The sequence below is a fragment of the Sulfitobacter sp. JL08 genome, from assembly GCF_003352045.1.
GTDB lineage: Bacteria > Pseudomonadota > Alphaproteobacteria > Rhodobacterales > Rhodobacteraceae > JL08.
This window is the reverse complement of sequence record NZ_CP025815.1, coordinates 3,065,252-3,077,835: the sequence shown is the minus strand read 5'-3', so window position 1 is coordinate 3,077,835 and position 12,584 is coordinate 3,065,252. Positions and strand designations below refer to the sequence as shown.

The following is a 12,584-nucleotide window of genomic DNA, read 5'->3' as shown; positions in this document are numbered from 1 at the left end:
ATAAAACCGAGTTGGCAAGGACGCAATAGAGGGATTAATAAAGCAAAAGACACTTCATTCTGTGCCATTATTCATGTATGACTATTAAAAAAAACAGGTATGGGCCAATGACTGCCCCTTTTGTCAAACAATTGCCCATTTCAGTTCGGGCCGATAACAAGAGCGATGTGCGCACCCAGTTTGCAGCACTGTGCTACCGTGTGAAAAGTGGTAAGATCGAGGTTCTGTTGATCACATCGCGCGGCACGGGGCGCTGGATTGTGCCCAAGGGCTGGCCGATGGACGGGCAAACCCCTGCGCAAAGTGCGATGCAGGAAGCGTGGGAAGAGGCGGGCGTTGTCGGCAAGGCATATGATCGCTGCCTTGGGCTTTATTCCTATACCAAAGTGATCGCGCCGAAAGCCGGGTTGCCCTGCGTGGCGATGGTGTATCCTGTTGCGGTGAAATCGCTGCAATCAGACTATCCCGAGGCTGGAGAGCGCCGGCGCAAGTGGTTCAGCCAGAAAAAGGCGGCGCAAATGCTGCAAGAACCGGAACTGGCGCGCATTGTGCGTGATTTTGACCCCAAGATGTTGCGCTGATCCGGATCAGGATGCTTGCGCTTGGCCTGTGCAGGCTTAAGTATGGCGTGTCAGACCAAGAGTATCACGCATGATCCAGTATGCTTTGAAATGTAAGGACGGCCACAGCTTTGACAGTTGGTTCCAGTCGGCGGATGCGTTTGAAAAACTGCACCGCGCGGGCCTGATCGAATGCGCGGTCTGTGGCGATGGCACTGTGTCCAAGGCGGTGATGTCACCCAGAGTGAATTCTGCCGTGGCAAACGTGCAAAAGCCCGAGCGCGCCTTGTCTGAACCGGCGTCGCCCGCGCAACAGGCACTGGCGGAATTGCGCAAAACCATCGAAAAGAACGCGGATTATGTGGGCAACAGGTTTGTCGAAGAGGCGCGCGCGATTCACGAGGGAACGGCGCCGGAACGCGCAATCTATGGCGAGGCGCGTCTTGAAGATGCGAAAAAGCTGATGGATGAAGGCGTGCCGGTAGCACCGCTGCCCTTTAGCCCAAACCGGAAGGTGAACTGATCCATGCATGTTTTGATTACGGGGGCAAATCGCGGCATCGGCGCCGCGCTGGCGGCAACCTATCGCGCGAACGGGGCGGATGTGACCGGTACGGCGCGCGACGGATCGGGCGATGCGATGCTGGATGTGACCGACCCGAACAGTCACGCGGCATTGGCGCGGGCGATGGACGGGCGGGCAATTGATCTGCTGGTATGCAATGCGGGCGTATATCTGGACAAGGGGCAATCCCTTGCGGACGGGTATGGGGCCGATATGTGGGCACAGACCTTTGCCGCCAACGTCACGGGCGTATTTCTGAGCATTCAGAGACTGCTACCGTCCCTGCGCCTGTCGGATAGGCCCAAGATCGCGATTATTTCATCGCAGATGGCATCGGATACCCATGCGCCGGGGGGCAGTTACATCTATCGCGCGTCCAAGGCGGCGGCGCTGAACCTTGGGCGGAACCTTGCGGTTGATCTGAAACCGGCGGGCATTGCCGTTGGCATTTACCATCCCGGTTGGGTGCAGACGGATATGGGCGGGCCTTCCGCTTCGATCACGGTTGATCAGGCAGCCGGTGGTCTGGTGCAGCGGTTTGCGGATTTGTCACTAGCCACCACGGGCTGTTTTGAAACCTGGGATGGGCAGGCGCACGCGTTTTAAGCGCTTTGAGCGGACGCCAAGTTCGCCAAGCGGCGGGTTGAACTGGATCATCCGGCTTGACACGGCCGATCCGATTGCAGGACAGTTTCAGCATCTTCGGTTGAGAGATGCCCCATGCAAGTCGATGTACAATTGCGAAATCTGCCCGGCACCGGCGCGGCAGTCGGCTGGGCGGGATGTCACACGATCATTGCCGATAGACCGGAGGGAAAAGCCGGTGGCCTTGGCCTTGGGTTTAACGGTGCACAGCTTCTGGCGCTGGCTATAGGCGGTTGTTTTTGCAATGATTTACGATACGTCGCGCAAGAGCTAGGTGCAGAGCTGTCCGAGATTTCGGTTCAGGTGTCGCTAGTACTGGAGGGCACACCGCTGTTGGCCACTTCTGCCCTTATGACGGTCAAATGCTCTGTTCTTGACGGGTCTGATCCGGCGCCCATTGTCGAGCAGGCAAAGAAAAGCTGCATGGTCAGCAATTCCCTTACCAACGGCATACCCGTTTCAGTGGTGTCTGCCCCATAGCGGGCTGCTGCGTTCCAACCAATCCGATTGCGCTGCGGTGCGGGCCGGTCAAGGGGGCATGGCTGACCTTTGACATATGCGTCAAACCCCTATTGTTGATCTGATGTCGCACCTGCACATCCGGCGCGCTGTGCCACTTGCCCTTGGACGCGCCGCCGCGTAAACCCGCCCCGTTCAAGGCGTGTGAAGGAAGATCAATGCCGGTTCTTGTGATGAAATTCGGTGGCACATCGGTTGCCACGCTGGACCGGATCAGGCGGGCGGCCAAGCGCGTGGGCGTGGAAGTGGCCAAAGGCTATGATGTGATCGTGATCGTGTCGGCCATGTCGGGCAAAACCAACGAACTGGTCGGCTGGGTGCAAGAGACATCGCCCCTGTTTGACGCGCGCGAATATGATGCGGTCGTGTCTTCGGGTGAAAACGTCACCGCCGGACTGATGGCGCTGACCCTGCAGGAAATGGATGTTCCGGCGCGCAGCTGGCAGGGCTGGCAGGTGCCGGTGAAAACCACATCGGCCCATTCCAGCGCCCGGATCGAGGATATTCCCCCCGAAAACATCCGCGCGCGGTTTGCCCAGGGCATGCGCGTGGCGGTTGTGGCCGGATTTCAGGGCGTCAGCCCCGAAGGGCGCATTACCACATTGGGGCGGGGCGGCAGCGATACGACAGCCGTGGCCTTTGCCGCCGCGTTTCAGGCGGAACGCTGTGATATCTATACGGACGTGGACGGGGTTTACACGACCGATCCGCGCATCACGTCCAAGGCGCGCAAGCTGGACAAGATCGCGTTCGAGGAAATGCTGGAACTGGCATCGCTGGGGGCGAAAGTGTTGCAGACCCGGTCTGTTGAACTGGCGATGCGTTACAAGGTCAAGCTGCGGGTGCTGAGCAGTTTCGAGGAACAATCTGACACGGCGGGAACGCTGGTGTGTGATGAGGATGAGATCATGGAAAGCAATGTAGTGGCCGGTGTGGCCTATTCGCGCGACGAGGCGAAGATGACGCTGGTGTCGGTGGCCGACCGCCCCGGGATTGCCGCGCTGATTTTTACCGCGCTCAGCGATGCGGGCGTGAACGTGGACATGATCGTGCAGAACATTTCCGAAGAAGGGCGCACCGACATGACGTTTTCGTGCCCGACCGATCAGGTGGCACGTGCGCAAAAGGCCATGGCCGATATCAAGGAGTCCGGCGTGCTGAATTTCCACGATCTGATCGCGGACACGGATGTGGCCAAGGTTTCGGTTGTCGGTATCGGGATGCGCAGCCACACCGGTGTGGCGGCCAAGATGTTCAAGGTTCTGAGCGACGAACGGATCAACATCAAGGTGATCACCACGTCCGAGATCAAGATTTCGGTGCTGATCGACCGCAAATACATGGAACTGGCAGTGCAGGCGCTGCACGACGCGTTCGAGCTGGAAAAAGCCGGCTAAAGCGTTCTGAGCTTGTCCGCCACAAGCGGGCAACACAGGTAAACGCCGAATTCGGTTCCGATATCAGCGCTGACACGCGCGTGTACGGCACCCTGACGATCCAGAAAACGCTGCTGATCCTGCGTTGGAAACACGCCTTCGTGCCAGATGCCCGCGTGGATATAAAGACCCTGCGCGCCGTCACACCAGAATGCGATCACCTTGTCCGGGGTCAGGTTGTCACCGGGAAGCGCGACGGGCACGACAAAGGGCTTGTTGTCCAAGGGAAAAAACAGCTGTCCCCCGTCGGGGTGGTAATTCATGTGCCACAGCAGAACCTGATCACGGGGTGCAGTCTGGCGATCGCTCTGAGCCTGTTGCGGATCGGCAGACCACCCCAGAACATAATGCCCTGAGACGGCTTCGTTCTCGCCATAGAGAACATCACCTTTCCAGTCGCACTTGAATGTGCCCTCGACAAAGCCGCCTTCGTCGCCGGTGCCTTCGTCGATGGGGCGCCAGCCCTGCTGGGGCCAGCGGGTGATTTCGATATCGAATGCCGCCGGATCATCCACCAGACATCCGTATCCTTTGACCGTTGCATCGGTCGCGCGCACCAGCGGAACCTCGTGCCATGGCAATGATGGTTTTGAACTGGCTTCGAAGATGTATTGCGGTTGGTTCATGGGAACTGGCCCTTGATTGATGCGCCACGATGGAAGAATTCTATATTGCTTTGAAAGGACAGATCAATTCTCATCATCGGTACAAGCGATCAGGGAACATCGGTTACATGCGTAATTTTTCGGCAGGTTTGCGCGGGGCGGGCAACGGAAATGGCCATGCAGGCAGAAATGGCGTTTCGCTTTCACACGCGCTGTTCTATAGAGTGGCGCTGGGTGCCAGCCAAACGGTGCCTGACGTCTAGGTTTGGATGATGTAATGCCGGAACGCACAGAATCAGAAAGCCGCCGGTTGCTGGGGCGTTTGCGCGATGCGATGGCCAGCGATGAAGCCGGGCAGGCTCGTCTGAACAAGATCACGCATCTGATCGCGGATTCCATGCGGTCCGAAGTGTGTTCAATCTATCTGTTTCGCGATGACGTGACGCTGGAATTGTGTGCCACCGAAGGGCTGAAACCGGAATCAGTTCACCAAACCCGCATGAAACTGGGCGAAGGTCTGGTGGGGCGCGTCGCAAAAAGCCGCCAGATCATCAACACCCCGAATGCACCCGGTGCCAAAGGCTTTCGCTACATGCCGGAAACCGGAGAAGAGGTGTTTTCATCCTTTCTGGGCATCCCCGTGCAACGATTGGGCGAGGCGCTGGGCGTGCTGGTGGTGCAATCGCGCGAAGCCCGGGAATTTTCCGCCGATGAGGTCTATGCGCTGGAAGTGGTTGCGATGGTTCTGGCCGAAATGACGGAACTGGGCGCGTTTGTTGGTGAAGGTGCTGCATTGTCCGCACGTCACCAGCAACCGGTGCTGATCCGTGGCACCACCGGGCAGGAAGGTGCGGCAGAGGGCCATGTCTGGCTGCATGAACCGCGTGTTGTCGTCGCAAATCCGATTGCAGATGATCCCGCCGTCGAATTGAAACGCCTGCAAAACGCTGTCGAGGAATTGCGCGTCGGCGTGGACAAGATGCTGGATATGGCGGCGATCGGGGACAAGGAACAACGCCAGGTGCTGGAAGCCTACCGGATGTTCGCCAATTCCAAAGGCTGGATGCGCCGGATGGAAGAGGACATTGCCCGCGGTCTTTCGGCCGAGGCGGCGGTGGAAAAGGAACAATCGCTGGCGCGCAGCCGCATCGGACAGGCGCAGGATAGCTATCTGCGCGAACGGCTGAGCGATCTGGATGATCTGAGCAACCGGTTGCTGCGCATCCTGACAGGGCAGGGCAGCGAAACCGGCGCGGAAATGCCGGCTGATCCGATCCTGATCGCCCGCAATATCGGTCCGGCAGAGTTGCTGGATTACGGCCGGTCGCTGCGCGGGATCGTACTGGAAGAGGGATCCGTGGGCAGCCACGCGGCGATTGTCGCACGGGCGCTGGCCATCCCGTTGGTGGTGCGGGCGGGCCGGATCATCAGCGAAGCGCTGAACGGCGATCATGTCATGGTCGACGGGGATCAGGGTGTTGTGCATCTGCGCCCCGATGACAGCGTTGTCACCGCGTTTCGCGACAAGATCGCGATGCAGGCGGATGCGCTGGAACGCTATGCATCGATCCGCGACAAGCCTGCGGAAACCAGATGCGGTGCCGTGATCGGGATGCATATGAATGCCGGCCTGATGGCGGACTTGCCATCGCTGGACGGGTCGGGCGCCGAAGGTGTGGGCCTGTTCCGGACGGAATTGCAGTTTCTGGTGCGCAACAAGATGCCCACCAGAACCGAACTGGCCGCGCTTTATGCGCGGGTTCTGGATGCCGCGCACGGCAAACGGGTGGTGTTTCGCACGCTGGATATCGGATCGGACAAGGTCCTGCCCTATATGAAACCGACGGACGAACCCAACCCCGCGCTGGGCTGGCGTGCGATCCGTGTGGGGCTGGACAAGCCGGGGATCATGCGGATGCAGTTGCAGGCGCTGTTGCGCGCGGCCAACGGGCGCCCGCTGACCGTCATGTTCCCGTTTGTGGCGCAGTTCGAAGAATACCGCGCCGCGCGGGCAGAGGTGGACAAGACCATTGCGCGCGAAAAACGGCTGGGCCATGTGCTGCCGGAAACCATTGAAATCGGGGCGATGCTGGAAACCCCGTCACTGGCGTTCGCGCCGCAGAAGTTTTTTGATGAGGTCGAATTCCTGTCGATCGGCGGCAACGATTTGAAACAGTTTTTCTTTGCCGCGGATCGTGAAAACGAACGGGTACGGCGGCGCTATGATACGCTGAACGTCAGTTTCCTGAGCCTGATCGAAAAGATCGTGGAGCGCTGCGCTATCTCGAACACGCCGCTGTCGTTTTGTGGTGAAGATGCAGGCCGCCCGATCGAAGCGATGTGTCTGGCCGCCATCGGGTTGCGCACCCTGTCGATGCGCCCGGCCTCGATCGGGCCGGTCAAAAGCCTGTTGCGCCGTGTCAATCTGGACGAGGTACGCCAGGTGATCGCGGACGCGCGCCATCGCGGTGACATGTCGGTGCGTCCGGCGATCATGGAATATCTGCGCGCACAGGGGTAATGCGTTCAAACGGGATGGCCGGTTTTGGGCGCCAGTGTTGGATTTTCCGTATTGTTGGCAAAAAAGAACGGCAAGGGGGCGCGTATTACGGACCCCAGAGTGCCGGATCCATCCAAGGTGCGGGCAGTGAAAGCGTTCCTGCCTGTAACGGGGCCTGTTGCGCCAGCACTAGCGATTGCCATGCGTCCGCCCATGCATCGGGAACCGGACAGGGCGGCATCACATCGCGTTCCGGCATAAACTCGAAACGCCGGTAATAGGCCGGATCGCCCAAGACAAAAACCTGTGCAATGCCGATGGCGGCAAGCTGATCCAGCCCGGCACGCACAAGTTGGCTGCCCCGCCCCTGTTTCTGTTGTGGCGGCGCAACCGCCAGTGGCCCCAAAAGCGCGCCCCTTTGCAAGCCCGGTTGGGTATCGCCGAACGAGAACAGGAGATGCGCCATCAGGGTATCGCCCTGAAAACCGGCAAGCGACAGAAGCTGTGCATCGCAGGCCAGCAGACGGGTCACAAGCTGTGTCAGGTCTTCCTCCGGGAAGGCCTGCGGGTAAAGCGCCATGATCTGCGCCATATCGCCGGGGGTTGTTTCGCGGATGATCATCGGGTTTCGGTGGCGGTGCTGTGAGGGACGGCGCGCAGGGCAGGGCTATGCATCACGGGTGTAAAGCACCGGAAACCAGTCTTCGCGCAGGCGTTGCCCGTCTTGCATGTCATGGCCCGGAAACGGTGGTGAGGTCGGCCCCGGACGGGACACATAGCGCGCATCATCCCCGACAAGGCGCAGGGAAAACGCGCGGCGCCGGGCGGTGCTGGTATTGCCGCGCGCGCCGTGCAGTACGTGGTAGTGAAAGGCCACAGCATCGCCCGGTGCCATATCCCATTCGCGGATATCCATGCCTTCGGCGTCGGGGTCCGGTACGGGCATGTAATCATCTTCGTTGGGATAGAAGCTGGTTTCGGACAACCAGCGCGTCGGTAGGACCGGTTTGGGCCACATGTGGCTGCCCGCGACGCAGCGCAGGCTGGCCTCTTTCACCGGATCGACGGGCGACCAGAAGCTGACGGTCTGGCGGCCTTCTACGAAATAATAGGGGCCATCGCTGTGCCACGGGGTGGGTTTGGACGTGCCGGGTTCCTTGACCAGAACGTGATCGTGGAACATCTGCACTCGGTCCGATTGCATCAGGTCTGCGGCCACTTCGGCGGCGGGGGATCGCGCGATAACGTCCTGAAACGGGGTGATGCGCTGCCAGTTGCAGTAATCATCAAAAAACCGCCCTGCTTCGCCCTGTTTCAGGTTTTCAGCGGCATAGGGGCCGGGATCGGCCATGTTTTGGGCAATACCGTCGCGCAGGGCATCGACATGATCGGCGAACAGGCCGCGAATGATGACGACGCCGTCCTTCTGGAAGGTGTCGATGTCGGATTGCGAAATCAGGGGATTTGGCATGGAATGCTCCGCTAGCAGGATGGCGCGACTGTGTGGCCTGCTTTGGCGAAAGTCCAGAGTGGTGTGTGGCGTTTTTTAGATGGAAAACTATAGAGGTGAGTGGGGGATAGCAGCACGTAATGCGATTTATATGCTCGAAATTTAGGGAAATAGCCCGAATTTTTTTCACAAAAGCGATTATATGCTGTTTTTACCCACATTGCACCAGATGGCGCGCAGCGCGGGCTTTAAATGCGCTGCCTGCGGTTGGAAATCCTGCGCGGAAGGGCCCTGAATGCAGTCCGGCGATAAATCAAGGCTGGACCTTGGCTGGCGGAACCGATTGAAGTTGCGGCGAAAGGTTCTGCCTGACCTGACCGCGATTGCAAAAGGAACATGCCATGACAATGCCCCCGGTTTATTTCGACTATCTCAACCGGTTCGATATCGAAGATCTGGCGCTGACGGACGCCGAAATTCTGGCTGCGATCGAAGACAGCCTGACCATGCAGGGCCGCGGCGAGACCGAGATTGAACCGCGCACCCATATCCGCCCGCGCGCCGGCGTCGAGGGGCATTTCAATGTCTTGCGCGGCTGGATCGGCGGCGAGATCGACAGCGCGGGGGTCAAGGTGGTGGGCGACTTTGTCGACAACTACAAGGACGGGCGGCCCAGCGAATACGGGCTGCTGACCCTGTTTGATCCGCGCAACGGCGCGCCAAAGGCGCTGGTGGATGCCACCGGCATCACCGAAATGCGCACCGGCGCGATCACTGCGCTGGGCGCGAAATATCTGGCCCCTAAAAACCCCAAGGTGTTGGCCCATATCGGCGCACGCGGCACGGCCTACTGGAATATCCGCCTGCTGTGCCACCTGTTTGATTTTGAAGAGGTGCGCGTGCATTCGCGCCGCCCCGAAAGCCGCGAGGCCTTTGCCGCGAAACTGGAGGCCGATCTGGGGCGCAAGATCGTGGTGACGGAGGATTGGCAAAGCTGTCTGGAAGGCGCCGACATCATGGTCGAGGCATCGCGCCTGCCCGAGCCCAAGGTGATGTTCAAAACCGAGTGGGTCAAAAAGGGCGCGCTGGTCATTCCCTATGGCACGATGTCGACGGTCGAATTGAACCTGACGGATATCATGGACAAGGTCGTGATGGACGACTGGGGGCAGGCGCACGGGATTTTCGGCGCCTTGCGGGCGCATGTGGACGCGGGCAAGCTGACGGCGGACAATTTGCACGCCGAATTGGGACAGATCGTGGCCGGGGTGAAACCGGGACGGGAAAGCGCGGATGAAACCATATTGTTCTGGCATCGCGGGCTGTCTTTGTCCGATATCGCGCTGGGCCATATGATGCTGGGCAAGGCCGCCGCAATGGGAATCGGCCAGCGGCTGAGGTTTGCGTGATGATGCTGGGCGCGGAGCCCGTCACGCTTGAGGCGTTTGCCGCGCTGCTTTCACGGCGCGGGCAGCTTGATGTGCAGGACGATGTGCGCGCGCGTCTGGCAGAGGCGCGCCGTGTGGTGGATGCCGCCGCTGCGGGGGCGGCGCCGGTTTACGGGCTGAACACCGGATTGGGGGCCAATCTGGGCCACCGGATTGCACCCGAGGATATTGCCGTGTTCCAGCACCAGTTGATTGCGGGGCGGGCGTTGGCCACGGGCGCGCCGCTGCCAGAGCAGACGGGGCGCGCGGTGCTTTTGGCGCGTATTCTGTCGGCCTGTGCGGGACATTCGGGAATGTCGCTGCCGGTGTTTGATCATTTATGTGCGGTGTTTGCGACTGGGCTTTCGCCTGTTGTGCCGCGCTATGGGTCGATCGGGGCGGGGGATCTGACGCAGAACGCGGTATGGGCGCTGGCACTGTTGGGGCAGGGCGATATCTGGGTTGATGGTGTCCTGACAGAGGCGGGCGCGGCGCTGGAAGGGGCCGGTCTGACGGTTCCGGAGTTGCAGCCAAAAGATGCGATGGCCCTGATCAATCACGGCGGGTTGAGTACCGCACTGGCCGGCGAGGCGCTGTTTCAGACCCGACAGAACCTGCGCCAGTCGCGTGCGGCAACGCTATTGTCTTACACAGGCTACGGGGCCAATCGGGATATTTTTGCGCCTGAAATCAATGCGCTGCGCCCTGCGCCGGGTCAGGCGGATGTGGCAGCATGGTTCGGGGCGCAGATCATGGACACCGAAAATGCGCCGCGCCGCATTCAGGATGCGCTTAGCTTTCGGGTGGTGGCGCCGGTTCTGGGCGCGGCGGTGGATGCCGGCGCGCGGGCGGCCGCGATCTGGCAGGATGAGGCGAACGGTACATCCGACAGCCCTGTGGTTCTGGGCCGTCAGGCAATGGTATCGACGCCGAATTTTCATGCACCAGCCCTGGCGCTGGCACTGGATCATGTGGCGCTTGCGATGGCCATGGTGGCCAATGGGTCGGTTCAGCGGATACAGCGGATGATGAACCCCGATCTGACCGGATTGCCAAAATACCTCAGCCCGGTGGGCGGGGCATCGGCGGGGATGGTGCCGTTGCAGAAAACGGCGGCGGCCCTGCTGGGCGATGTGCGCCGCCACGCCATGCCTGCCGCGCTTGATCCGGCACCGGTGTCGGATACGGTCGAGGATATGGCGGCGATGACCCCCGCCGCGGCGATCAAGCTGGGTGAGCAAGGCGTGCCCTTTGCATTGCTGTGCGGGGCCGAGGCGGTGGTGGCGGCGCAGGCGATGGATTTGCGCGGTACCTGCCCCGCCGGTTTGGCGGGCGAATTGTATGCGGCGTTGCGCGCAGAGGTGGCGATGGTTCAGGCTGACCGGCCTTTGGGTGGCGACATTGACGTTGCAAGCCGCTTGCTGGCGCGTGTCTGCGCGCAAGAAACATGTGAAATCTGAAAATGGGGACTACCTGAGCCTCAGGTTTAATCGTACAAAAATCTCGGCTAGACTGTCAGCGAAAGACGCAGGGGGATCCCATGAAATTCGAACGACCGCAAAATCTGGAAGAGGCATCGGCAATTCTGTCCAAAGAACAGGGTATCACCCGTATTCTGGCGGGGGGCACCGATGTGCTGGTGCAGTTGAAATCAGAGGTTGTTGAACCCGACCTGATTGTCGATCTGAAACATCTGGACGGCATGCGCGCCATTACCGAAGAAGACGGTGGATATCGCATCGGGGCTGCGGTTTCAGGTGCGCAACTGGGTGAACATGGGGGCGTCAGCGCGATGTGGCCCGGTGTGGTCGAGGCGATGGAACTTATCGGATCAACGCAAGTGCAGGGGCGCGCCACGATGGCGGGCAACCTGTGCAACGGATCACCCGCCGCCGATAGTGTGCCCGCGATGTTTGCAGCAGATGCCATGGTGCGCATTCACGGGGTCAAGGGCACGCGCGACGTGTCTGTCATGGATATTCCAAAGGGGCCAAGCAAGACGAACCTTGAAAAGGGCGATATCATCACCTCGGTGTTTCTGCCGGCGCGGCCTGCACGGGCATCGGATGCGTATTTGCGCTTCATTCCGCGCACGGAAATGGACATTGCCGTTGCCTCGGCCGGCGTGAGCGTTGAGCTGGACGCTGATGGCACCTGTGTTGCGGCGCGGGTCGCGGTGGGGGCAGTGGCCCCGACGGTGGTTATGGTGCCCAAGGCGGGTGCGGCGCTGGTGGGCACCAAACTGGATGATGCAGCCGTGGCCAGACTGGTGGCCGAGGTCGAGGCGGTGTGTTCCCCGATCACCGACAAGCGCGGCACAATCGAATTTCGGACAAAAACGGCAGGCGTGTTGGCAAAACGCGCCGCCCTGATCGCCTATGCGCGTGCGGGAGAAAGATCATGAAGAATTTCCACGTTTCCACGACCGTCAACGGCGACGAGGCCGAGTTTATCTGCGCCCCTGATGAAACGCTGCTGGATGCGCTGCGCGACCGTCTGAACCTGACAGGCGCCAAGGAAGGCTGCGGCACAGGCGATTGCGGTGCCTGTAGCGTGATGCTGAATGGCCGTCTTGTCTGTTCGTGCCTTGTGCTGGGGGCCGAGGCCGACGGCGCCGAGATTGAAACCATCGAAGGCATGGCCGACGGGGACAACCTGCATGTGTTGCAGCGGGTCTTTATCGAAAAGGCGGCCTTGCAATGCGGTGTCTGTACGCCGGGCATTCTGGTTGCGGCCAAGGCATTGCTGGCCAAGAACCCGGATCCGAGCGAAACCGAAATCCGGTACTGGCTGGCGGGCAACCTGTGCCGCTGTACCGGCTATGACAAGATCATCAAGGCGGTTCAGATCGCCGCGGCAGAGATGAGGAGCGCATAA

Annotated in this window: 14 protein-coding genes; 11 read left to right on the top strand and 3 right to left on the bottom strand. The window is 60.3% G+C overall.

What is annotated here, in order from left to right:
• Positions 1 to 107 precede the first annotated feature (107 nt).
• The 5 genes from C1J05_RS15170 (at position 108) to C1J05_RS15150 (ending at position 3,686) form a co-directional block, all read left to right on the top strand.
• Positions 108 to 581, top strand: a complete 474-nt coding sequence (locus C1J05_RS15170; RefSeq protein WP_114870988.1) for an NUDIX hydrolase — start codon at positions 108 to 110, stop codon at positions 579 to 581.
• Between the two features lie 70 nt (positions 582 to 651).
• The gene (locus C1J05_RS15165; protein ID WP_114870987.1) at positions 652 to 1,083 is read left to right on the top strand and encodes a DUF1178 family protein; all 432 of its coding nucleotides are present in this window, start codon (positions 652 to 654) and stop codon (positions 1,081 to 1,083) included.
• Between the two features lie 3 nt (positions 1,084 to 1,086).
• Complete coding sequence (locus tag C1J05_RS15160) at positions 1,087 to 1,731, top strand: SDR family NAD(P)-dependent oxidoreductase (RefSeq protein WP_114870986.1); 645 nt, start codon at positions 1,087 to 1,089, stop codon at positions 1,729 to 1,731.
• A 114-nt stretch (positions 1,732 to 1,845) separates the two neighbouring features.
• Complete coding sequence (locus tag C1J05_RS15155; RefSeq protein WP_114870985.1) at positions 1,846 to 2,250, top strand: OsmC family protein; 405 nt, start codon at positions 1,846 to 1,848, stop codon at positions 2,248 to 2,250.
• 197 nt (positions 2,251 to 2,447) lie between these two features.
• A complete protein-coding gene (locus tag C1J05_RS15150; RefSeq protein WP_114870984.1) occupies positions 2,448 to 3,686 on the top strand; it encodes an aspartate kinase in 1,239 nt (412 codons plus the stop codon).
• On the opposite strand, the gene C1J05_RS15145 is transcribed toward C1J05_RS15150, so the two are convergent.
• Positions 3,683 to 4,351, bottom strand: a complete 669-nt coding sequence (locus tag C1J05_RS15145) for an ureidoglycolate lyase (protein ID WP_114870983.1) — start codon at positions 4,349 to 4,351, stop codon at positions 3,683 to 3,685. The genes C1J05_RS15150 and C1J05_RS15145 overlap by 4 nt on opposite strands.
• Positions 4,352 to 4,380: 29 nt before the next feature.
• On the opposite strand from C1J05_RS15145, the gene C1J05_RS15140 reads away from it, so the two are divergent.
• Both C1J05_RS15140 and ptsP read left to right on the top strand, forming a co-directional pair.
• A complete protein-coding gene (locus tag C1J05_RS15140; protein ID WP_114870982.1) occupies positions 4,381 to 4,593 on the top strand; it encodes a hypothetical protein in 213 nt (70 codons plus the stop codon).
• A 14-nt stretch (positions 4,594 to 4,607) separates the two neighbouring features.
• Positions 4,608 to 6,851, top strand: coding sequence for a phosphoenolpyruvate--protein phosphotransferase (gene ptsP, locus C1J05_RS15135; RefSeq protein ID WP_114870981.1), 2,244 nt, complete (start codon positions 4,608 to 4,610; stop codon positions 6,849 to 6,851).
• A gap of 85 nt (positions 6,852 to 6,936) precedes the next feature.
• Here the strand turns inward: ptsP and C1J05_RS15130 are convergent, their stop codons facing one another.
• Together C1J05_RS15130 and C1J05_RS15125 are read right to left on the bottom strand one after the other, a co-directional pair.
• On the bottom strand, positions 6,937 to 7,452 hold the full coding sequence (locus tag C1J05_RS15130) for a GNAT family N-acetyltransferase (protein ID WP_114870980.1): 516 nt from the start codon (positions 7,450 to 7,452) through the stop codon (positions 6,937 to 6,939).
• A gap of 45 nt (positions 7,453 to 7,497) precedes the next feature.
• Positions 7,498 to 8,301 carry a phytanoyl-CoA dioxygenase family protein gene (locus C1J05_RS15125; RefSeq protein ID WP_114870979.1) on the bottom strand — a complete coding sequence of 268 codons (804 nt, stop codon included), beginning with the start codon at positions 8,299 to 8,301 and terminating at the stop codon, positions 7,498 to 7,500.
• Positions 8,302 to 8,681: 380 nt separating this feature from the next.
• Here C1J05_RS15125 and C1J05_RS15120 point away from each other — a divergent pair, with 380 nt between their 5' ends.
• The 4 genes from C1J05_RS15120 to C1J05_RS15105 all read left to right on the top strand — a co-directional run bounded on the left by C1J05_RS15120 (position 8,682) and on the right by C1J05_RS15105 (position 12,584).
• A complete protein-coding gene (locus C1J05_RS15120; protein WP_254684616.1) occupies positions 8,682 to 9,689 on the top strand; it encodes an ornithine cyclodeaminase family protein in 1,008 nt (335 codons plus the stop codon).
• A complete protein-coding gene (locus C1J05_RS15115) occupies positions 9,689 to 11,167 on the top strand; it encodes an aromatic amino acid ammonia-lyase (protein ID WP_114870978.1) in 1,479 nt (492 codons plus the stop codon). The genes C1J05_RS15120 and C1J05_RS15115 overlap by 1 nt, the downstream gene beginning before the upstream one ends.
• 80 nt (positions 11,168 to 11,247) lie before the next feature.
• Positions 11,248 to 12,111 (top strand): FAD binding domain-containing protein, encoded by an 864-nt coding sequence (locus C1J05_RS15110; protein ID WP_114870977.1) that lies wholly within the window; start codon positions 11,248 to 11,250, stop codon positions 12,109 to 12,111.
• Positions 12,108 to 12,584, top strand: a complete 477-nt coding sequence (locus C1J05_RS15105; RefSeq protein WP_114870976.1) for a (2Fe-2S)-binding protein — start codon at positions 12,108 to 12,110, stop codon at positions 12,582 to 12,584. Before C1J05_RS15110 ends, C1J05_RS15105 begins: the two co-directional genes overlap by 4 nt.